We start from the raw sequence: 21,784 nt of genomic DNA, 5'->3' as shown, positions 1-21,784 counted from the left end.
TATTGGCCTTCAAATACACCAAACACAAAATTAATCCCGCCAATTGTACCTGATTTCTAATTTCTCATGCTAGTTGAAGCGCTTTAGTCTTTCGGATGATTTTGTCCATAAATTTGTGGATATATCCAAGATCACTGTTAATTCGCCCCTAAAAATCGAATAATCAAATCAAATGCACAATATTGATCATTTTTTTCTTTATCCATGCATTAAAAACATTCTTATTTTGTAGCCAATGTTCAAAATTCTTGCGCGATGAACTAAATCACTGCATTAATATAAATTTATGATGAAATTTTGAACAAAATTTATATAATAACCAACCTTATCCCCCTATAGAAATACGTCAGGATGTCACGAGCGAACCTTGCGTTAAAACCACAATCATTTTTTAAACTATTTGCACTCTTTACTGGAGTCATTCTGCTTTGCTGTCTGCTAGGGATCGCCACACGTCATCTCACTTTTCTTGCTTCATTTTGGCCAGCAAACTCTGTATTTCTTGGGTTATTAATTCGATTTCCACAAACCCGCCATCCAATTAGTTTTATCGGTGCTGCGGTAGGTTATCTTCTGGCAGATGCGTTACAAGGTACGCCTTTTTTATTAAATATATGCCTAAACTCGGCCAATTTAGTTTATGTCATCACCACACTAATACTTTATATAAAGTTTAATTCCTACATCCGCTCGATGCACCAAGGCTACTTTTATTTAACCTTATTTAGCTTTTGCTGTATTGGTGGTTTAGCAAGTTCGTTGTTTGCGGCAAGTACACTTCCATATATGAATACTCAATTTTCTTTAGGTTCATTTTGGATAGATTTTGGTTATTGGTTTACCGCCGAAATTCAAAACGCACTATTGCTTTTACCCGCAATCATTAGTGCGCCACGTTTTTCAGAATTCAAGCAACAACTTATTGAGTTTAAAACACAAACTGTTCAAGAAAGCCTCCCCCTATTTGCCGTTATTTTTTCTATTGCTATAGGTTATTACGACAATGGCCCCGGCTCACTTCTTTACCCAATCGCTGCACTGATTTGGTGTGCACTTCGATATCGTCATTTTTCAGTTGCTATTATCACTTCGATAAGCTGCGCTTTTGTGATTTACCATGTATCGCAAAACTATCTACTACTTTATCCAGAACAATATCTCAACAATACGATTTCCATTCGCCTTGGATTAATTATGATGACGATCGCTCCTTTGACCGTCTCCAGCATCAATATGGTTCGAAGCAAATTGATTCAAGAGCTACAACATACCATTGCTCATGATGAGTTAACGTCAAGCTTAACACGTCGCCAGTTTCTACAGTCTGTGCAACTCTTACAGCACCAAGCATCCAATGCTTCGCAAACCACTGCTTTTCTAATGCTAGATATTGATCACTTCAAACAAGTGAATGATAACTATGGCCATCAAGCAGGAGATCTCGCACTACAAAGTTGTGTGCAAAATATTCAAGCACTGTTAGCTCCAAATGATTTACTGGGACGATTAGGAGGTGAAGAGTTTGCAATATTTATTACCGATACAAATCCTGAAGCAGTTTATCAATGTGCTGAACGTATTCGTCAACAAGTCAGTAACACCCCTATTCAACTCGACAAAAAACAGCAGTTTTCTATTCAACTCAGTATCGGAATTTGCATTTGCACACCTGAAAATCAACATTCGATTGAGCAATTATTTAAACAAGCAGACGATGCGCTTTATCAAGCAAAACGACAAGGTCGTAACCAAGTCGTATTTTCGACATAATATGTTGCAATTCAGCTACATGGTTTAATTAACTTTATACACTGCTGACCGAATAGATGAGTATTCTAAAAGAAGCAAACAAGGAGAAAAATATGCATCTAGAATACACACATGACTCAGATTATTTCTTTTTTTCACAGCTCTTGATGCGTCACGTTGAAAGTTATATCCGAAAACATCCCGATGCTGACAATGCGATTTTCGACTTAAGAGATATATACGAAGTTTTTAGAGAGGATTTTGCTGCGACAACGACAAATCTTGAAGGTATTCTGAATATTGCTGATGCGTATAAAGTAGAAACACTGAATGGTGACACGGCACTTATTGAAAAATATAAAATTGATATTAAGAACAATGCACTACTCATTGACTTTAATGCAGATGCGCTAAAAAACTTAAAGTCTGGCCATCCATTGATAGAACCAGACTCTTCGGTGCAAGAATAGTAAGCTTTTGATCAAAACCCCAATATTGGGGTTTTATTTTTTCACATGCTGTTTATAACGTTTTGCTGGCCATGTCATGATAAATCGAGCACCACCGAGGTTAGGACTTTGATCCACTTGGATTTCACCACCAAACCAATATGCAATTCGACTTACAATCGATAAACCTAGTCCATAACCGCCAGAAGCACGGGTTCGACTATCATCTAAACGTGCAAAGGCTTCAAAGATCCGCGCTCGCTCTTGCTCAGGAATCCCAGGACCATCATCTTCAACGCATACATAAGCCTTGCCATCAGCACGAATACCACCACTGATGCGAACTTTATTGTCACAATAGCGCACTGCATTTCCAACGAGATTCTGTACAACACGATGCAGATAACGTCGCTCAGCATCAACTCGCAATGATAATGGCGGTGCAATCAACTCGATTTCTTTTTGAGTTTTCAATGCTTCCGTTTCCATCGCAACTTGATCAAGCACTTCCACCAAGACAATATCTTCAATATCAAGTGATGGTGTCCCCTGCTCTAGCTTGGCATAGGTCATGATTTCATCAATCAAAGTATTCAAAGCTTCGATGTCTTTATCAATCATATCGACTTGTTGAATACGATAACTATAATCATCTTCCTCAGCCAACATTTCCATACCAAAACGAATACGGGCAACAGGTGTCCTTAACTCATGCGACACCGCACGCATTAATTCTCGCTGTGCTTCGATCAAACGCTGGATATGATCTGACATGTTGTTATAACTTGACGCCAAGTTTGCCATTTCATCCGTACCTTCAATAGGCACACGCAATGAAAGGTCACCAGACTTCATTTTATTCAAGGCATAACGTACCTGACGAATCTTACGTTCAAGCGGTAAAATTAAACCATATACACCAAGACTCAATAAGAACAAGCTAAATAAGGTAATACCAGCTGAAAGCTGGAACGGCATCCAGTTAAACATTGGAACTGGGCCAAGTATCAGCACTTGGGCAGGATGATTTGGCATTGGTGAAACAATCGAGATCGTCGTACCACGCACAGTTGCACTATCTTTATATAGAAGTACACTCTGATCTTGACGCAGACGACCAATTTGCTCTGAATCTAAATTGATATCTCGAATATTTGCAATTTCAATAGGATAGTAGAAATGCTTTTTGATTTTAGCTAAATATTCTCGTTCTTGTCCTGGATAAAAAATCAAATAATCCAGCACAAAAATTGGCAGCGCCTTCATTTGACGCTCACCGATCTTATCTACTTTTATATAAATAAAATGCTCTGGATCATCTTTTAATCCAATAATGATATAACCAATACCATTATTTGCATCGTAGCGAACCACCGATTTTTGCTCAGCAATTCGTTTCTTCTCCGTACGAGAAAGTTCTACGCGCTCAGCGCCAACATAATAGATCGGCAATTCCAACAAATCAGAAGCATCTGAGATCCAATCTAATTTTTGTTGTTTTTCTGGCTGACGAGATACCCCCTCACTGATGACATACGAAATACCATCTGTAAGAGACTCGCGATATTCTTGCGCTCTTTGGTAGTTAATGATTTGCACCAACAAATAACAAAATGCGGCAACCACAACAACCAATACAACCAACCCAGCATAAATACGCAAGAATATGCTGTTTTTAAGTACTCGACTCACCATAAGGTAAATAGTTCCAAGCTAATTTTGAATCACCCCTCACCTCCCACTGATCAAGGGAGGTAAGCTTTTCTTTGAAAAGTACGGCGTGATTAAAGCTCTGAAGAATGAGATTTACATCCCGTTGGTTTCTTTAACGAATAAATAACCTTTACTACGCACTGTTTTAATACGCTTTGGATTTTCTGGGTCATCACCAATTTTTGGACGAATACGAGAAATACGAACATCGATTGAACGATCTTGACCATCGTATTCAATACCGCGTAAACGTTCAAAGATATCTTCACGAGATAAAATACGACCAGCGTTTGAAGCTAATAACCATAATAAGTCATATTCAGCACTTGTGAAGTCTACTAAATCGCCATTTAACGTTACTGAGCGACCACCGTTATCAATGACAAGATCGTCAAACTCAATACGCTGTGCAACTTCATCTTCTACAGTTTTGTCTGTACGACGCAATAATGCACGGATACGCGCGAGTAATACACGCGGTTGAACAGGCTTGGCAACATAGTCATCTGCGCCCATTTCTAAACCAAGTACCTGATCCATATCTTCAGTACGTGCAGTAAGCATCAAGATCGGTTGGTGATAATGTGGACGAACTTCTCGACAAACGGTTAAACCATCTGCACCCGGTAACATCACGTCTAGCACCACTAAATCTGGTTGCTCACTAATAATGCGACGAATGGCACGATTACCATCAGTTTCAACCCCAACTTCTAAACCGTTACGGATCAAATACTCTTGTGTTAAGCGCGCTAAACGTTCGTCATCTTCAACGATCAAAATCTTCGGTAACTTTTCTTCTTGGCTCATTTGTTTGCCCCTACAATTGGAGAGAATCTATCTATAAAAATCTGACAGATACATTGGTTTATGATTTGCAATATACACACGTTTACATTGTAAACAAGTAGGCGTTCACCAAACTGATACACGCCTACATAGTTTTGTTATATTTTTATTAAAATTATGAATTTTAATATATTTTTCTATTTTTACAGCTACTTTTAAATAGGATGAATATTGAGTATAGATTTTGTACCAGTATTAAACAATTTGTTTCTTATCTATCCAAAAATAATTTAAGTGTTTGTTTTTTGAGTTATCCACAGAGTTATCTATAAGCCTTTTTTAACTGCTTTGATATGCTATGTGCCTGTGAATTCAGCAGTTAAGACATGAAAAAAACTTTACCAAAATGTCAAGGATTGATCTGCTGCCAAAAATCCCGTATCTTGTGTTGAAAATAAACTTTAACCACTAAGTATTGTGTTTATCCCTCAAACATCGTGGCATACTTTTTGCTCGATTCAAACGGTCCATGAACATAAAAATAGATGATAATGGAGCTATGCTGACATGAGCATCATCACTTCTACTCCTGGCCAACTTCAGGTCATTAAGCGCACCGGTGAGATTGCGACATTTAATGCCGAGAAAATTTCTGTTGCGATTGGGAAAGCATTTTTAGCCGTTGAAGGTCAACAAGGTACTGACTCTAGTCGTATCCATGACCGTATCTCTCAACTCACAGAGATGGTTATGAATACCTTCAACCGCCGTTTACCTTCTGGCGGTACGATTCATATTGAAGAAATTCAAGATCAAGTTGAGTTAGCGCTGATGCGTACTGGCGAACAAAAAGTTGCTCGTGCATACGTCATTTATCGTGAACAACGTGCCTCTGCTCGTCAGCAAGCAGGCGCAAACCACCATCCAACATTACAAATCACTGACAGCAATGGCCAGCTCCAGCCATTAGATCTTGATGCGTTGACTGCAACCATCCAGACTGCAAGTGAAGGTTTGGAAGGGATAGATGTTCAAGCGATCGTTGATGAGACCGTTAAAAACTTATATAACGGCGTAAAAGAAAGCGATATCGCGACGACCATGATGATGGCGACCCGTACGCGTATCGAACAAGAGCCAAACTATACTTATGTGACTGCACGTTTATTATCAAATGAATTGGTGAGCACAGGTCTTGAATTCTTGGGTCTACCTTCAGATACACTTGAAGGCAATGCTTTAGAAACTTTCTTAAAGAAAGGTATCGAGCTTGATTTACTTTCAGAAGATTTGCTGAATTTCGACCTTGCTAAATTAGCTGCTGCGATCAAACCAGAACGCTCAAACCAGTTTACCTATTTAGGTCTACAAACTTTATTTGACCGTTACTTCATCCATTCAAATGGCGTGCGTTTTGAGTTACCACAATTATTCTTTATGCGTGTCTCAATGGGCCTTGCGCTCAATGAAGAAAATAAAGAAGACCGTGCAATCGAATTCTATGACTTATTGTCTAGCTTCGACTATATGGCTTCTACGCCTACCCTGTTTAACTCAGGTACATTACGCCCACAATTATCAAGCTGTTACTTAACAACTATTGGTGATGACCTGTATGACATTTACGGTGCAATGCGTGATAACGCAATGTTATCAAAATGGGCAGGCGGTTTAGGAAATGACTGGACACCTGTTCGTGCGTTGAACTCTTATATCAAAGGCACAAACGGCAAGTCTCAAGGTGTTGTGCCATTCCTTAAAGTTGCCAATGATACTGCTGTTGCGGTAAACCAAGGTGGTAAGCGTAAAGGTGCAGTCTGTGCATACTTAGAAACTTGGCACTTAGACGTTGAAGAATTCCTAGAGCTACGTAAAAACACGGGTGATGACCGTCGTCGTACACACGATATGAATACTGCAAACTGGGTTCCAGACTTATTCATGCAACGTGTGTTTGAAGATGCTGAGTGGACATTATTCACGCCTTCAGAAGTACCTGATCTACACGATCTAACTGGTGCTGAGTTTGCTGAGCGCTATGCACACTATGAAGCGGTAGCAAAAGAACAAAACATGCTACACAAGAAAGTACGTGCAAAAGATTTATGGCGCAAAATGCTTTCAATGTTGTTTGAAACTGGTCATCCATGGATCACATTCAAAGACGTATGTAACTTGCGTTCACCACAACAACACGTTGGTGTAGTTCACTCATCAAACTTGTGTACAGAAATCACTTTAAATACAAACCAAGATGAAATCGCGGTATGTAACTTAGGTTCGATCAACCTTGTACAACACGTTCAAGGTGGTGTGTTAGATCGTGAGAAATTAGCTCGCACGATTAAAACAGCAGTACGTATGCTCGATAACGTCATCGACATTAACTACTATGCTGTACCACAAGCGAAAAACTCAAACATGAAACACCGCCCAGTGGGTATGGGTATCATGGGCTTCCAAGATGCACTTTATGAAATGGGCATCGCTTATGGTTCAGATGCAGCTGTTGATTTCGCTGACGAATCGATGGAAGTGATTAGCTATTACGCAATCGAAACTTCAAGCAACCTTGCGATCGAACGTGGTTCCTATTCGACATTCAAAGGTTCATTGTGGGATCAAGGGATTCTTCCAATCGACTCTTTAGAGCTTGTTGCAAAATCTCGTCCAGAGCGCATGTTTGAAGTTGACCGTACACAACGTTTGGACTGGGACAGCTTACGTTCTAAAGTTCAAAAAGATGGTATGCGTAACTCAAATGTAATGGCGATTGCACCGACTGCAACTATTTCAAACATTTGTGGTGTGTCTCAATCTATTGAGCCAACATTCCAAAACTTATATGTGAAATCGAACCTTTCTGGTGAGTTCACTGTGATCAACCCTTACCTTGTTCGTGCATTAAAAGAACGTGGTCTTTGGGACACAGTGATGGTAAATGACCTAAAACACTTCGAAGGCTCAGTGCAAAAGATCGCGCGTATTCCTGAAGAATTAAAAGCAATCTTTGCAACTGCATTTGAAGTGGATACACGTTGGATCGTAGATGCTGCTTCACGTCGTCAAAAGTGGATCGACCAAGCACAGTCTCTTAACCTTTACATCGCTGGTGCAAATGGTAAGAAACTTGACATCACGTATAAGATGGCATGGTTACGTGGTCTTAAAACGACTTACTACCTCCGAGCTTTGGGTGCGACATCTGCTGAGAAATCAACCATCAATACGGGTGCATTAAATGCTGTTAAACCAGCATCTGTTGAAGCGCCTGTGGTTGCAGCTCAAGCAGTTGAAGATAAAAAACCAGAGGTTCAAGCTGAAGAAGATGGTTTTACTACAGCAGCTCCAGTGCCAATGGCATGTTCAATCGACAATCCAGATTGTGAGGCTTGTCAGTAAGACTCGCTTACCCCCTCCTCAACGGAGGGGAATTTCTCGAAACAAATGCGGAAATAAAAATCCGCTTTGTTTAAAGGAAATTTGAGAGCGTTAAAATATTGAAGTAGAGGCAAAGATTATGTTGCATATCAGCCATAACTATATGTTGGGACTTGCGGTTTTAATCTTTGCTTTTATTTTCTTTTATGTACCGATGGTCTATGCATTTTTAGCCATTCGTAAACAACAGCGTAAGCAAAATAAGTCTTAGGGATGTTGGCGTGAATTCGCCTTTGAAATAAATATCAATAAAACTTAATTTTGCTTACACAAAATAAGCGTATATTTTAAGACATCGTTGTTTAGTGATGTCTAACGGCTATACACAACGAAGAGAGAACGAAAAATGTCTATCCTAAGTTGGGACGATTTTGAAGATGATTCGCAAAAACCGACTACACCTGAACACAAGTCTACGTCCCTCGACTCGCAAAAAACGGTTAATACGCAGGTGGTATCTGATGCAGAGCCATCATCGCCGCGTGTGGCAGCTGCACAACCCGCTGGAACCGATTCCGTGCGATCAACAAATCCAACCAATTCGTTGGCTCGAGCATCTGAAGCCTTAGAACATTTAGATGTTGCACCTGGTTTAGAAGAACTCGAAATGGGCGCACAGCGTGTTCAAGTTGATGATAAAGCAATGATCAACTGTCGTGCGGACTTGAACCAACTTGTTCCATTTAAATACGAGTGGGCTTGGCAGAAATACCTAGACGGATGTGCAAACCACTGGATGCCACAAGAAGTCAACATGAACCACGATATCGCGCTTTGGAAGTCTGAAAATGGCTTAACTGAAGATGAGCGTACGATCATCATGCGTTCTTTAGGTTTCTTCTCGACTGCGGACTCGTTAGTTGCAAACAACTTGGTATTGGCTATTTACCGCCATATTACGAATCCTGAATGTCGTCAGTACATCTTGCGTCAAGCATTTGAAGAAGCGATTCACACACATGCTTACCAATACTGTATCGAATCTTTGGGTATGGACGAAGGCGAAGTCTTCAACATGTATCGTGAAGTTCCGTCTGTTGCGCGTAAAGCAGCTTGGGGCTTGAAATATACACAGTCTTTGAGTGATCCAACTTTCCATACAGGCACGCCTGAGAACGATCAAATTTTACTTCGTAACTTGATCGCGTTCTATTGTGTACTTGAAGGGATCTTCTTCTACTGTGGTTTTACTCAAATCTTGAGTATGGGTCGCCGTAACAAAATGAATGGTGTTGCTGAGCAATTCCAATACATCTTACGTGATGAATCAATGCACTTGAACTTTGGTATCGACATGATCAACCAGATCAAGATCGAAAACCCTCACTTGTGGACAGCGACTTTCCAACAAGAAGTGATTCAAATGATTCTTGAAGGTACAATGCTTGAGATCGAATATGCTCGTGACACGATGCCACGTGGTGTATTGGGTATGAATGCAAGCATGATGGAAGAATACTTGAAGTTCATCTGTAACCGTCGTTTGTCTCAGCTTGGTTTACCAGAGCAATTTGCTGGTGTAACAAACCCATTTGCATGGATGTCTGAGATGATGGACTTGCGTAAAGAGAAGAATTTCTTTGAAACGCGTGTAACTGACTACCAAACTGGTGGTGCGTTAAGCTGGTAAGTTGAATTATGTGCCCTCACGCGACACATATGTTGTCATTTGCGACACATAAGTTGGCAAAGAACGACACATAAGTTGTCATAAACAACCAAATAAAAAGGCTGCAATTCGCAGCCTTTTTACTATCAATAATAAATTATATGATTCAAAACCTAATAACGACCTTTAATCAGAGAAAAGGTCAAAAGGTGGGAATTTTTCAGAATGTCCTGTTAACAGTTGCTCTTGTCCCCATTGTTTTAATCGTTGCTCACTAATTATTCGTCCATCTTTAGAAAAGATCGGAGCGGAAAAGGCAAATTGTAAATGAAATCCTAACTTACCACTCAACCAATCAGCGGTTGCGTGAACCCCATCTTTTTCATTCATCCCCACTCTACCTCGGTCTTCCATGGCAAGCCGAAAATTACACAGTTGTCTCACCTCATGAAAGAATTGATTTTCACACTGAATATGAATCCTCTTTCTCCCATCATGTGCAAGTGGAAAGACATACACTTGCATCAATTTTATCAACTCAGCACAAAAACTAGATGAACAGAATGGAAGATATGTGCACATAATTAAAAGCGTTTGATAAATCGATTGCCCTATTTCTAGTGCTAGAGTCCTTTCATTTCTATTATCGGCGATTCGAAGAAAAATTATTTGTGCTGCCAAAGAATCTAAGTTTGCTAAGCGTATCAATCGAGAAATATTTTTTCTGGTTAAAGTTGATACTAACTCACGAGAGTTCTTAGGTTTATTTGTTTTATATAGAACATTCTCAACATCCCATGATAATTGCCTAATACCCTCTTTAAGCATCCAATCTAACTTTTTCTTTCCTCTTATGGCCTCCCATAAAACACTATTAATAATAGTAGAGCTACCAGGAACATGAAACTCAGCAGCAGCAACTAAATTTGGCTTTGGTGTATGTATGCCTGACCGATAAACCACCCATTTATTGTGGTGATAAGGAACACCATAAACACTTTGGCCAAAAGCCTCTGGTTCAATAATTCTTTCGAGTTGACAAGACTTAGTAGCCGACAAATTAAGCTTCAGATACTCATACCACAGTGACACCCTTATGTCATCTATATGATCTCTTCTTGGTCGACCAGGCATTTTTTTGATTTTCGTCATCATCTACGAAAAATCCGAAAATAAAAACATTATCATTAAAAATCAGATATATGAATAAAAAAATAAGATTAAAGTTTTACTATTTCGTAACTCATGGACTCTCTAATGAACAAAATATATGATGTTATTTAGACTAGACAGGACATGGCATGACAGGAATGCAACACATTACCCCAGTTAGTGTAGAAACCATTGAACATGAGCTTTTTGAACGCCATGGTCCAATGATTGCAGATGAAGCATTAAGAGTGGCTCTAGGCTATCGATCCACTGATGCCTTCAGAAAAGCACTTACAAGAAAAACTGTACCTATCCCAGTCTTCTCTGTTGAAAACCGTCGCGGAAAATATGCACTAGTCAAAGATGTAGCGGAGTGGTTAGTCAAACAGCGTAATGCTGCTATAACGCAACAAGAGCTTAAAAAATAAAAAAATTATTAGAACTACTGATTAGTCAGATTAAAAGCCAACGACATAAGGAGAAGTAAGCCATGACATAAAATTCTGCCCAAATAAAAACGGATCCTTTCGGATCCGTTGGTTCTATACGTGAAAGTACAGAGATGTGAGAATCCTAGTATCTTCCGTATAGAGCCAACAGTCAAGTTTTGCGTATTTTTTACGCAAGAATTAACTCATCCCTAAAAATGGGATGAATGGCTATACATACTGGAAATACAACATGTACGCTTTTTCTTTTGATGATAAACACAATCCTCATCAATCTATTCTTGATCAAATTAATAATGCTTTTAAAGCAAAGCCGAATCTTGCCTCTACAATCCATGGTCAAAGGAAAATCTATCAAGGCTGTTATGGCCGAAGAACTGCACTTTTCCCCAGCGCAAAATCTGGAGGCTCCATTCCTACTGAAAGTCGTCTTGAATTGGCACATGCTATTTGTCTTGAGCAAAACCCACAGGTTAAATGTTTTAGATCTCAAGCTCTCAAAATCGCTCTTGGGGAAAAAGAATTCTGCTACCCAGATTTCTTAGTCAAAACAATCGATAACCAATATGAAGTTCATGAAATTAAACCTAATATCTCCAGTCTATCCGTAAATGATCTAGACAGATTTCTTAGGTTAGCAAACTTACTACATCCTTTAGACATTACATTTCGACTGATTGACCAGAAAAGCTTGCCATCGAATAAGGATCTACAACAATTACAACATTGGTATCAACGAGGTCATACATGCTCTTGGACAAAATACGAAATTGAACTCGCAACAGAAGCATTGAAGCCACATAAATTCAAATATTCCGAGCAAATATATCAAGCCCTACAACAAGCAGATCTCGATCCCCGATTAGGTGACTACTTACTTTTTCATGAAGTAATCACTTTGATTAGCCACAAAAATTATTATTCAGGTGAGGAGGTTTAAAATGGAAAAACCATTACTCATCCCCCAACCAGGACTTCGATTTACTATTGCTGATCATGAACATGTATTTGAAATCACCTCATCTAATTATGGTGTAATCCGCTATGCAGCAATTGCAGGAGGAAAACCATGTTCTATTCCCTCCAGTACATTTGAAACTCGATATAAAAATGGAGAGATTCAATGTGTCTTCGCTCCAGAAAAACTATTCATCAATCCAGATAGTTGTTCAACCATTCGTCGCAAGGAACGCTATGTACTCACTGCCCTAGCAAAACTGGCAGCCCCCACTTCTATTGAACCACTACGAGAACTCATTCAAGAGATTGCAGCAGAGATTAAAGATTCCTCTCCACCATCAGCAAGAACTGTTGCACGCTGGATATTGCAATATCGATTGAGTAGTAATAGCGCTCTCAGCCTAAGTGAACAAGGTAAAGGCAACAAAACACTAAGATATCCACCTGAAGTCTATCAAATCATCAATCAAGGAATTTTAGAAATATATCTACAACCAGAACATCGAACAAGCAAAGATGTGAGGGCATTCGTATTAGGTAAGTTTATAGAACAAAATATTTCTCTTGAATATTTACCCAGCCGTAGATCCATACAACGTGCCATTGCAAGATTAGACCCATATATTGAAATGCGTGTTAAGAAAGGGAGTAGAGTCGCTCGTAAATATTTTCAAGCTGCTGGCATAAGTACTCCAAGCCCATTTGCTCTATATACCGTAGAAATAGACACCCATTATTTAGACATCATTGTCATTGATCCTGAAACTGGGCGAGCACTCGGACGACCGTTCCTCGCTTGTGCCATTGATACATATTCACGTGCAATTGTCGGGACTTACATCAGTATGTTTCCGCCTAGTGCATTGACAACTTTAGCATTAATCAAAGACATGATTACACGCCCTAATCGAGATTTACCAGGTGGAATTCCGCCTACTATCATTCCAGATAATGGAGTCGAATTTAAAAATAACTCACTAGCACGCGTATGTGAACAACTCAGAATTACTATCACACCATCGCAAATCGGGACACCAAATAACAAACCTCATATTGAGCGTTTTTTTGGCACATTGACAGAAGGTATTCTGCAAAAGCTTCTTGGTACAACTTTCTCCAATCCTACGGCACGAGGAGAATATGACTCATCCAGCAAAGCAAGCCTTACTTTAGACAAGGTTAAAGAATACGTCGATTCTTGGATAAACACCGTCTATCAGCAAACAATACATGGGACTACTGGACGAGCACCTATTGTTGCTTGGAATGATGCTATTGAACAGATTAAGCCCTCCTCATTAACAGAAACCGATGCCGATATTATTTGTAGAAGACCTGTTGACCGAAATATCAATCATGGGCAAGTGGTTATTGATGGACTTAGCTACTTTTCACATGCACTCACCACATTGAAAGCTGACGGCATCAAAAAAGTCACTGTACTTGTTGATGATTTAGACCTGAGCAAAGTTTATATCATACACCCAGATAAAAAGGATCTGGTTATTCAAGCAGACTCTACCCAACCTGAATACACGTATAACCTATCTCGCAGTGTTCATCTGGAAGTTCAGAAGCGTAAAAAACAAATGTCTGAATCCGATAAACAAAGACTGGGTAAACACGCGGATCTTTATAATTTGTATCTGCTTATGAAAGATATACAAAATGATCTTGTCCGTAAAAAACCAAAACTGAAGCAACTCAAAATTGAGCTACCTAAGCAGCTTACACGACTGGAGTCTGAGTTAACTTCTCATCCAAGTAATGAAGAACTCACAGCTATCCCCCAGCAACAGAATGCTCCACAACCAGCTTTAAGTTTTGGTTCACTTAAGGTGAAAAGACATGATAAGTAATCAATCTATCTATGAACACGTAAGTCAGCTTAACGAAATCGTAATCACTTCTGATGAATTCATGCAGGCGTTTAATGGAATCCAACAATGTGCGGAGCGCAGTATCGCGTACAAAGAACCTATTGGAAGTATGCTTCTGGCAAAAGGTGGTCTTGGGAAAACAACCCTATGTAATACGATTGTGAGTCAAATGCCACGATCCATCAAAGTAGAAAAAGATCGTAAAAAAACGATTATTCCAGCATTCTATGTTGAAGTTCCTTCACCCGCTACCGTGAAGTCTTTAGCAATAACAATGTTACATAAGTTAGGGGATCCATCTCATCACACAGGCACAACCTCCTACCTAACAGATCGGTTAGGTTATTTACTACAGCAGTGTGAAACCAAGCTTGTTTTTCTTGATGAGTTTCATCATTTATTTGAACGTAAAGCAACATCTACCCGTTTAAACATTACAGTGGGCAATTGGCTTAAGACCTTAGTCAATGAAACAGGTATAAGCTTTTGTCTCGTTGGTTTACCTGAATTTGCCGAACTCATTCAAGTTGATAGTCAAATCGCGAGGCGATTTCCTTTTCATTATCAATTAAATCCTTTGACTTTAGGTACTCAAACCTCGCCAGGAACACTTTACCCTTTTCTCAAAGAAGTCAGTCATAGGGCATCAGAAATTCAAATTTCGTTTTCGCCAGATTTTGATAACTTTCAATTGAGAGTACAAATATATACAGCAACGAAAGGCTATCATGCTTATGTCATGAGCATGATACGTGAAAGCATGGCAATTGCCTTGGCTGAAAATAGAAATACCATAACTATTAATGACTTTAGCCAGGCTTGGAACTTAGGGATTACGTCATTTATCAGTAAACAAATAACCAATCCTTTTGAAATGTCTTTATCAAACCTAGCTAGTACTCTAAAAAAGGAGTACTCATGACATCAGTTAGTAACCTTCTTATTCATCCCATTCCTTATGATGGCGAATCGGCAGTGAGCTTCTTAGCTAGAGTTGCTGAGCTTAATAGGCATTCATCTATCGAGAGATTAATTAATAAAGAGCAGCGCCATTTCCTGGCAAAAAGCGCACCGAATTGTAGATTAGCAGATCTTCCGCGTTTTAAATATGTCTTACAACTACTTAATATTGACCCAAATCATCAAAGTCTTGCCTTTGCAAAAGCTGGCCCCACGAGCCGATCAGCGAGAAAATGGAGCAATATAGAACTACATGAAGATTTATTAAAATACTATCCTTGTTCCTATTGCCCACAATGCTTAGAAGAACAGCCATTTTTTAAAAAAATTTGGCTTTTACAACCCTTATATGCATGTCCAATACACTCTATTTTCCTTGTCGATAAATGTTATCAATGTGGATCCTCAATATCGCTTAGCTCAGGAGTGACAAAATGCCGTCATTGCCATGCGCTATTGCAAGATGCACCTAAGATTGAATGTAGTTCAATACGAGCAATCAGATGGTTTGTAGAAACTTTGAACCAAGATTCGAACGATTTTTTTCAATATTTCACTGCCTTTTGGCTAGCAATACGAGGTTTTTTTGAGCTTGATAACGTTATAGATAATGAAACTACATTAGAACTGATATACGAATATTTTAATAATCATAATCAATCCATCATTAGCTTAAGTACTTTGATTAATCAAAGAATTAACCTAGCTCATCCAAGAATCCAATTGCTCCCATTTTTGAAACATTCTAGATTTTTTAAAAATTATGCAGCTTTAGTTGAGGCAAAATGCCATACATATACCCCAAGTGATAAAAGTCATATCGTTGGGGTAAAAAAACGTGAGTTACAACTTGTTTTAGGAGTTACTCATAACACACTCGAAGATTGGATTGAGCAAGATTTTCTAAAACTAGGTGATATTAATCATTACTATGATGTTATTCCTAGCCAATCGATTGAAAAATTTTTAATATTAAACAGACATAAAAATTTATTACGGAAACCACGTACCAAGGAAATCCATCTTCATCCCAAGCAATTAGATTTAAAGGAAATTTCAAATATTCTCGACATAAATTATGAAACTGCACGTAAACTAGCAAATACGGGATGGTTTGATTTGGACAGATTATCTAATGATGCTAAAGCAGCAGAAGGATATTCTTTTACAAAACTCGAAAGTTTTAAGAGTGAATATATTCTAGCTTCAACAATTGCAAAGAAACTAGACATTAATCCAACAAATCTTGTTGAAAAACTAGCAAGCATAGGGATTGTTCCTATTCGAGGCCCACATATCGATGCTTCCCCAGTAAATATATATCTTATGAGCTCTGTTAATCACCTAAGAAAATCTGATCTTGAAAAAATAATACAGTATCCTACTCGTACAGGTAGGCCTAAAAAAAGCTTTACTCCACTAAAAACAAAGCAAGATTTTTTCTCATTAAACGAAGCAGCAGAACACTTAAACATTAGTCCCAATAAAGTTTCTGTTTTGATTAAAAAAGGAATTCTCGTTAAAGATACCAATTATCCTTTGTCCATTAAAATTCCCAAAGTATCCGTCCTTCGACTAAAGCATAAATTGCTGAGTGAAAACTCAATATCCACTAAGCAAGCAGCAAAGCTACTCAATTGCTCAGTGAATTGGTTAGGCGAATATTGGTGCAAATCTGGTTTTTTGACGGTAGAAAATCTGGTGTATTGGAAACTCGTTCAGCAAAAAGATGTCGATGAAGTGCTTAAGTTGAAAGAAACCTATATGACGGGAGCTGAAGCCAGTAAATTACTAGGTATGCCTCACTCACATATTACCAATTTACACACTCAGGGACTGATCCAACCTATTTATCTTGGAACAGGAACTCCAATACGTCTTTTTAAGAGATCAGATGTTCAACGAATAAAGCACAGAATTTTATAGAAAGCTCTGTTGAATTACGCATTAAGTGTGAATTGAATATGTATGCCAATGCACACTTATTTTAAAACTTCCTGAAGATATTTTAATGCATAATCTTGGCTCAAAGCTCTGGCATCCGCTAACGCATTATGAGGAATCTTGGAATTTTTTGTACTAAGTGATAAATCGAGCAAAAAGCCTAGTACTGGCACGTTGATACATTGCCCCTGTCCCAATAGCAGAATACGGTTAAACAACTCTATATCTGAAGGATAATCAGCCACAATCGTGATGAGACCTTCCTCCTGATTATTTACTTCCCATAAAAAACTATACAGCTTATCAACTAACTCCCACATGGGAATGGTAGTTTGCCCTAAAATTGGCATGACATGTTGTAAAACAAAGGGAGTTGGATTTTTGCATCCAACTGCCTCATAAAACTCATATTTACCATCAACGGATACCAAGCCTAATGAAATTAGTTCACCAGTACCTTGATCGTGCCAGCCGTTAAATTCACAATCTAAGAAAAGATTCATTTATCACCACATAATTTATATACGTAAAGTCTAAAATAACTTCAAATATTTTGGTTGATTAATAATCATAGCCGTTAACTCTATCTTTACATATAATTCTAGATGGTAGATTTTTCACAGCTCATCTTTGCTCAACTTTCTTCTTTAATTTTTCTTTATATATTAGCTAAATAGCCTAGCAGCCATATTATCTAACAGTTCCTTTCTTGATTCCCAATCTGGCATCACTTGGCTCATAAGCTGATAAAACCTCTCACTATGGTTATGTTCAGCTAAATGACAAAGTTCGTGCAAAATCACATAATCAATACATTGAGTAGGTGCTTTAACCAGATAAGGATTTAAAACAAGTATTCCTTGAGGTGAACAGCTTCCCCACTGTGTCTGCATCTTAATAACACGAAAATTTGGTTTTTCAGTAACCCATAGGGCTCTATCCAAGACGTGCTCTAAACGTTTTAAAAATACACTCTTCGCCTTTGCCTTATACCAATTATCTAGCACATCTTTAATATGCCCAGCATCCTTTCGGCTTACATAAACTTCAAATTTGCCACGCAATAGTTTTACACTCGGAACGTCATTATTTTCTATAACTTTTAATAAATACTGTTTACCCAGGTAATAATGGCTTTCACCACTGATATATCGACGTGGAGTAATAAACTCTTTCTGTTGACGAAAGGCACGTAGTTGTTGATAAACCCATCGACTACGTTTCTGTATCGCTTTTAACACATCATAATCAGACGCGACTTCAGGAGCATGGACGACCACTCTACAATCTGGATGTACTTTTATTAAAATTTTATTCACTTCTCCAGAACGCGGTACCCTTTCATAGGGGATTGTTTCATCCCCATAAACGAAGCTAAATGATTGAGTTCCGATAGCATCTTTACCCACCATTCAGTCCTACCCGCGTAATTTGCACAATCATTTCTACAATTTTCTTCGCATGATCCATCCCACTACCAATTGCTTTACACTCTTTAAACATCATTGGTAGTAACTTTTTACGAATATCAGCTTCAATGTTTTGTGGATTAATAGAATTTTCTGCAACTGAATTTATTACAGAATAATCAACGTCAAACGCAAGCTGAATCCACTTATCTTGATTCTGTTGATCAGTGATTGAAAAGGCTTCAGGCAATATTTTCTTAAACACACCATAATAAGCTTGTGCGTGTTTATTAGCATTAAATACATCAGGAATTTCAGCTAAACGTCGAGACTCAACTTGCTCTTCAAACTCTCTAAAAAGCATGTATTGTTTCAAAGGATGATCGAACTCCTTTTCAGCATCTTCAATTGCTTGACGTAAAAGTTTAGAAAAAGCTTCTTGAGCATAAGGATCATCTCGTAGCTCTTGTTCAATCATCTTGGTAACACGCGTTTTAATGATATCCGTTTCATTACGTGTTTTCTCTTCACTCCAATCTTCAGGCTGTACAACTTTACCCATCTTGCCTACTTCATAGACACCATTAGGCTCTTTTACCTCAACACCCACCACATGTTTATCAAGAAGCTTTTTAACTTGATCAGTATATTCATCATAATCTACTGTTTCACCAGCATCGTGCTTAGCCAACTGACGTAGACTTGAAAACAACTTGACGGTTTCTTTGTAATGTTGACGATCAGCGTCGGTAAAACTTTTATCTTCAAAAAATGTAGCTGACTGTAATGCAACTTTCAAACAGCTCGCAAATTCAGTTAAAGCTTCATAAAAATCATCACGTACTTTCAAATGTACATCGACTAATTCACCATTTCTTTCCTCAATACGAGGTACTAAAACTTGGCGTAACTGTTCGATATCATTTTTATTTTTTACATTCTCAAAAATTACCCAAAGTACTTTGTATAAACGAGGCAAACGCTTATATTCAGTACTCATTTGAGTATATAAGCCAGCAATATCATTGATGTCGTAACCACCTTGGGTGCGAGCAGCCAAGTCTTGATATTTGAGAATTGTCGTGTCCAATTCTTTTAAAATACCCCGATAATCAATCAACAAGCCGAATTTTTTCTTAGGGTGAAGTCGATTCACACGCGCAATCGCTTGAATCAGATTGTGTTCTTTCAAGTTTTTATCGATGTAAAGAACGGTATTTTTGGGTTCATCAAATCCTGTTAAAAGCTTATCCACTACAATCAACAACTTGAGTGAATCATCTTTTTCAAATCGTTCAATCACGTGTTTTGTATAGACTTGTTCATCTTGATTCCCAACATTGTCTTTCCACCATTGGGTCACTTCAGGTGTTGTCGATTCATCAACATCAGTATTCCCTTCACGACTATCTGGAGGACTCATGACAACTGCTGACTCAAACAAGCCAGCTTCATCCAAATACTTCTTATACTTAATCGCTGAAGCTTTGCTATCACAAGCAAGTTGCCCCTTTAAACCATCATCAATATTTTTAACAAAATGGTTCGCAATATCTAAAGCAATTAACCGAATACGATCATCCGCAGTATAAAGTTGACCTTTTCTCGCAAATTTACGCTTTAAATCTGCTTTTTGCTGATCTGTTAGCCCTTCTGTAATACGCTCAAACCATGTATCAATTGCTCGCTCGTTTACGTCTAAATCAGGGATACGTTCCTCATACAGCAAAGGTGTTACAGTTTTATCTTCCACCGCTCTTTGCATCGTATACGCATGCACAATAGGACCAAACTTATTTACAGTCTTTTCATTTTTAAGTAATGGCGTACCTGTAAATGCCACGAATGCCGCATTTGGCAGTGCGAGTTTCATACGGACATGGTTTTCACCACCTTGGCTTCGATGCCCTTCATCAATCAAGACAATGAACTCAGAACTTGTGTTAACACATTCAGGAAGTTTTGTTGCAGAGTTAAATTTCTGAATCAAAGAGAACATGATTCGCTCTGTACCCTTACCAATTTGTTCAGCCAAGCGTTTGCCTGAAGTCGCCATGGCATTTTGCTTGTCTTTTTTTCCTGCCAGTTCACCACCTGATACAAAGGTTTTACTTAGTTGATCTTCTAAATCGACACGGTCAGTGACAACCAAGATACGGCATTGTTTTAAATCTTCATGTAAGATCAAGGCTTTACTGAGAAAGACCATGGTAAAAGATTTACCCGAACCCGTTGTATGCCAAATCACACCACCTTCACGGCCACCTTTGGTATTCTTAGTACTAATACGCTCAATGAGTCGTTTAATACCAAAAATTTGCTGATATCGAGCAACAATTTTTCCTGCTTTCTTATCGAAAAGCGTATAGAGGCGAACCATTTCGAGTAGTCGTTCAGGCTTTAACAGACTAATCAGCAGTTGATCTTGACCTGTAACAGCTAAGTCTCCACCTGCAATTAGGTTTTCATACCAATTTAAGTCATCGACTGGACGATAAGAAAATAGGCTCTGTTTTTGTGAAGCACTTAATTTCTTATTTTTAAGCGCATACATCTCTGCATCAGAAATATCTTCTTCTCGCCACGCTGCCCAAAACTTAGCAGGGGTATTACATGTGCCGTAACGCCCTTCATGTCCATTTATAGAGAGCAATAGTTGGCTATATGCAAACAGATGTGGAATTTCATCAGGACGTTGATTACGAAGTGTCTGGGAAATACCTTCATTAATCGTTGGACCTTTCTTAGCCTGACTATCAGGGCGTTTTGCTTCAATTACCCCTAAAGGAATACCATTTACAAAGCAAATGATATCGGGTCTTCGTGTATCTACACCACCTGAGCGTGTGACAGCAAATTCTTCAGTATATGAAAAGTCGTTGTTATGAATGTTATGCCAATCAATCAGTGGGATCGTTGGGCTAACTTTTTTCCCGTTTACAAATTCAGTTACAGGAATGCCGTAGAACAAATGGTCATACATTTTTTCGTTGGCGGTCAGTAACCCTTCATTCAAAGCAGGGCTACAAATTTCAGCAATTAAGTTATCCACTGATTTTGGCGATAGTGGATATTCTTTGCCCGCGAATTGAAAAGTACGTTTAGAGAGCTCTTGACGTAAAATTTGGCGTAATACCACTTGGTCTTGTTTACCATCACGAGCAGCGAGTGCCTGTGATGGAGGTAAAAATGACCACCCTAAGTTAGTCAATAAGGCTAAAGCTGGAAGTTTTGCACTGTATTCTTCTTGAAACTTAGGTAAATAAGAGTTCATATAAAT

The 21,784-nt window shown here is 38.6% G+C and carries 16 protein-coding genes; 10 read left to right on the top strand and 6 right to left on the bottom strand.

Annotated features, from left to right (window positions below; genetic code table 11):
- Positions 1 to 351 precede the first annotated feature (351 nt).
- Together ACT4_RS06930 and ACT4_RS06925 are read left to right on the top strand one after the other, a co-directional pair.
- Positions 352 to 1,770: a GGDEF domain-containing protein gene (locus ACT4_RS06930; RefSeq protein WP_007480953.1), complete on the top strand. Its 1,419-nt coding sequence runs from the start codon at positions 352 to 354 to the stop codon at positions 1,768 to 1,770.
- Positions 1,771 to 1,862: 92 nt separating this feature from the next.
- On the top strand, positions 1,863 to 2,219 hold the full coding sequence (locus ACT4_RS06925) for a hypothetical protein (protein ID WP_004881341.1): 357 nt from the start codon (positions 1,863 to 1,865) through the stop codon (positions 2,217 to 2,219).
- Between the two features lie 33 nt (positions 2,220 to 2,252).
- Here the strand turns inward: ACT4_RS06925 and bfmS are convergent, their stop codons facing one another.
- Positions 2,253 to 3,893, bottom strand: a complete 1,641-nt coding sequence (gene bfmS / locus ACT4_RS06920; protein ID WP_007480951.1) for a sensor histidine kinase BfmS — start codon at positions 3,891 to 3,893, stop codon at positions 2,253 to 2,255.
- Between the two features lie 111 nt (positions 3,894 to 4,004).
- Complete coding sequence (bfmR, locus tag ACT4_RS06915; protein ID WP_004881343.1) at positions 4,005 to 4,721, bottom strand: response regulator transcription factor BfmR; 717 nt, start codon at positions 4,719 to 4,721, stop codon at positions 4,005 to 4,007.
- Between the two features lie 546 nt (positions 4,722 to 5,267).
- Here bfmR and ACT4_RS06910 point away from each other — a divergent pair.
- The 3 genes from ACT4_RS06910 to ACT4_RS06905 all read left to right on the top strand — a co-directional run bounded on the left by ACT4_RS06910 (position 5,268) and on the right by ACT4_RS06905 (position 9,771).
- A complete protein-coding gene (locus tag ACT4_RS06910) occupies positions 5,268 to 8,102 on the top strand; it encodes a ribonucleoside-diphosphate reductase subunit alpha (protein ID WP_004881344.1) in 2,835 nt (944 codons plus the stop codon).
- Between the two features lie 115 nt (positions 8,103 to 8,217).
- Positions 8,218 to 8,352, top strand: coding sequence for a preprotein translocase subunit YajC (locus ACT4_RS16900; protein WP_167317666.1), 135 nt, complete (start codon positions 8,218 to 8,220; stop codon positions 8,350 to 8,352).
- A 135-nt stretch (positions 8,353 to 8,487) separates the two neighbouring features.
- Positions 8,488 to 9,771 carry a ribonucleotide-diphosphate reductase subunit beta gene (locus ACT4_RS06905; protein ID WP_004881351.1) on the top strand — a complete coding sequence of 428 codons (1,284 nt, stop codon included), beginning with the start codon at positions 8,488 to 8,490 and terminating at the stop codon, positions 9,769 to 9,771.
- 165 nt (positions 9,772 to 9,936) lie between these two features.
- Here the strand turns inward: ACT4_RS06905 and ACT4_RS06900 are convergent, their stop codons facing one another.
- A complete protein-coding gene (locus ACT4_RS06900) occupies positions 9,937 to 10,905 on the bottom strand; it encodes a hypothetical protein (RefSeq protein WP_007480947.1) in 969 nt (322 codons plus the stop codon).
- Between the two features lie 146 nt (positions 10,906 to 11,051).
- Here ACT4_RS06900 and ACT4_RS06895 point away from each other — a divergent pair, with 146 nt between their 5' ends.
- The 5 genes from ACT4_RS06895 to ACT4_RS06875 all read left to right on the top strand — a co-directional run bounded on the left by ACT4_RS06895 (position 11,052) and on the right by ACT4_RS06875 (position 17,077).
- Positions 11,052 to 11,330: a hypothetical protein gene (locus tag ACT4_RS06895; RefSeq protein ID WP_007480945.1), complete on the top strand. Its 279-nt coding sequence runs from the start codon at positions 11,052 to 11,054 to the stop codon at positions 11,328 to 11,330.
- Between the two features lie 253 nt (positions 11,331 to 11,583).
- On the top strand, positions 11,584 to 12,291 hold the full coding sequence (locus ACT4_RS06890; protein ID WP_034604731.1) for a hypothetical protein: 708 nt from the start codon (positions 11,584 to 11,586) through the stop codon (positions 12,289 to 12,291).
- Between the two features lies 1 nt (position 12,292).
- Positions 12,293 to 14,170, top strand: coding sequence for a Mu transposase C-terminal domain-containing protein (locus ACT4_RS06885; protein WP_007480941.1), 1,878 nt, complete (start codon positions 12,293 to 12,295; stop codon positions 14,168 to 14,170).
- The gene (locus ACT4_RS06880; protein ID WP_007480940.1) at positions 14,160 to 15,113 is read left to right on the top strand and encodes a TniB family NTP-binding protein; all 954 of its coding nucleotides are present in this window, start codon (positions 14,160 to 14,162) and stop codon (positions 15,111 to 15,113) included. Before ACT4_RS06885 ends, ACT4_RS06880 begins: the two co-directional genes overlap by 11 nt.
- Positions 15,110 to 17,077 (top strand): TniQ family protein, encoded by a 1,968-nt coding sequence (locus ACT4_RS06875; RefSeq protein WP_007480938.1) that lies wholly within the window; start codon positions 15,110 to 15,112, stop codon positions 17,075 to 17,077. The genes ACT4_RS06880 and ACT4_RS06875 overlap by 4 nt, the downstream gene beginning before the upstream one ends.
- A 56-nt stretch (positions 17,078 to 17,133) precedes the next feature.
- Here ACT4_RS06875 and ACT4_RS06870 read toward each other — a convergent pair whose 3' ends face one another.
- The 3 genes from ACT4_RS06870 to ACT4_RS06860 form a co-directional block, all read right to left on the bottom strand.
- Entirely contained in the window at positions 17,134 to 17,598 is a 465-nt protein-coding gene (locus ACT4_RS06870) for a hypothetical protein (protein ID WP_007480936.1), read from the bottom strand.
- 162 nt (positions 17,599 to 17,760) lie between these two features.
- Positions 17,761 to 18,507, bottom strand: a complete 747-nt coding sequence (locus ACT4_RS06865) for a M48 family metallopeptidase (protein WP_007480935.1) — start codon at positions 18,505 to 18,507, stop codon at positions 17,761 to 17,763.
- Complete coding sequence (locus ACT4_RS06860; RefSeq protein WP_007480933.1) at positions 18,497 to 21,778, bottom strand: type I restriction endonuclease subunit R; 3,282 nt, start codon at positions 21,776 to 21,778, stop codon at positions 18,497 to 18,499. The genes ACT4_RS06865 and ACT4_RS06860 overlap by 11 nt, the downstream gene beginning before the upstream one ends.
- Positions 21,779 to 21,784: the final 6 nt, after the last annotated feature.

Source organism: Acinetobacter sp. NBRC 100985 (assembly GCF_000241225.1).
GTDB classification, from domain to species: domain Bacteria; phylum Pseudomonadota; class Gammaproteobacteria; order Pseudomonadales; family Moraxellaceae; genus Acinetobacter; species Acinetobacter venetianus.
Note: the sequence above shows the minus strand (reverse complement) of the source record. Positions and strands in the feature narration are given on the sequence as shown.

Excerpts from the sequence above, each read along its gene's own strand:
- ACT4_RS06910 (WP_004881344.1), top strand. The coding sequence starts at position 5,268 with ATGAGCATCATCACTTCTACTCCTGGCCAACTTCAGGTCATTAAGCGC.
- ACT4_RS06905 (WP_004881351.1), top strand. The coding sequence starts at position 8,488 with ATGTCTATCCTAAGTTGGGACGATTTTGAAGATGATTCGCAAAAACCG.
- ACT4_RS06930 (WP_007480953.1), top strand. The coding sequence starts at position 352 with ATGTCACGAGCGAACCTTGCGTTAAAACCACAATCATTTTTTAAACTA.
- ACT4_RS06865 (WP_007480935.1), bottom strand. The coding sequence starts at position 18,507 with ATGGTGGGTAAAGATGCTATCGGAACTCAATCATTTAGCTTCGTTTAT.
- ACT4_RS06875 (WP_007480938.1), top strand. The coding sequence starts at position 15,110 with ATGACATCAGTTAGTAACCTTCTTATTCATCCCATTCCTTATGATGGC.
- ACT4_RS06860 (WP_007480933.1), bottom strand. The coding sequence starts at position 21,778 with ATGAACTCTTATTTACCTAAGTTTCAAGAAGAATACAGTGCAAAACTT.
- ACT4_RS06880 (WP_007480940.1), top strand. The coding sequence starts at position 14,160 with ATGATAAGTAATCAATCTATCTATGAACACGTAAGTCAGCTTAACGAA.
- ACT4_RS06895 (WP_007480945.1), top strand. The coding sequence starts at position 11,052 with ATGACAGGAATGCAACACATTACCCCAGTTAGTGTAGAAACCATTGAA.
- ACT4_RS06870 (WP_007480936.1), bottom strand. The coding sequence starts at position 17,598 with ATGAATCTTTTCTTAGATTGTGAATTTAACGGCTGGCACGATCAAGGT.
- bfmR (WP_004881343.1), bottom strand. The coding sequence starts at position 4,721 with ATGAGCCAAGAAGAAAAGTTACCGAAGATTTTGATCGTTGAAGATGAC.
- ACT4_RS06900 (WP_007480947.1), bottom strand. The coding sequence starts at position 10,905 with ATGATGACGAAAATCAAAAAAATGCCTGGTCGACCAAGAAGAGATCAT.
- bfmS (WP_007480951.1), bottom strand. The coding sequence starts at position 3,893 with ATGGTGAGTCGAGTACTTAAAAACAGCATATTCTTGCGTATTTATGCT.
- ACT4_RS06885 (WP_007480941.1), top strand. The coding sequence starts at position 12,293 with ATGGAAAAACCATTACTCATCCCCCAACCAGGACTTCGATTTACTATT.
- ACT4_RS06925 (WP_004881341.1), top strand. The coding sequence starts at position 1,863 with ATGCATCTAGAATACACACATGACTCAGATTATTTCTTTTTTTCACAG.
- ACT4_RS06890 (WP_034604731.1), top strand. The coding sequence starts at position 11,584 with ATGTACGCTTTTTCTTTTGATGATAAACACAATCCTCATCAATCTATT.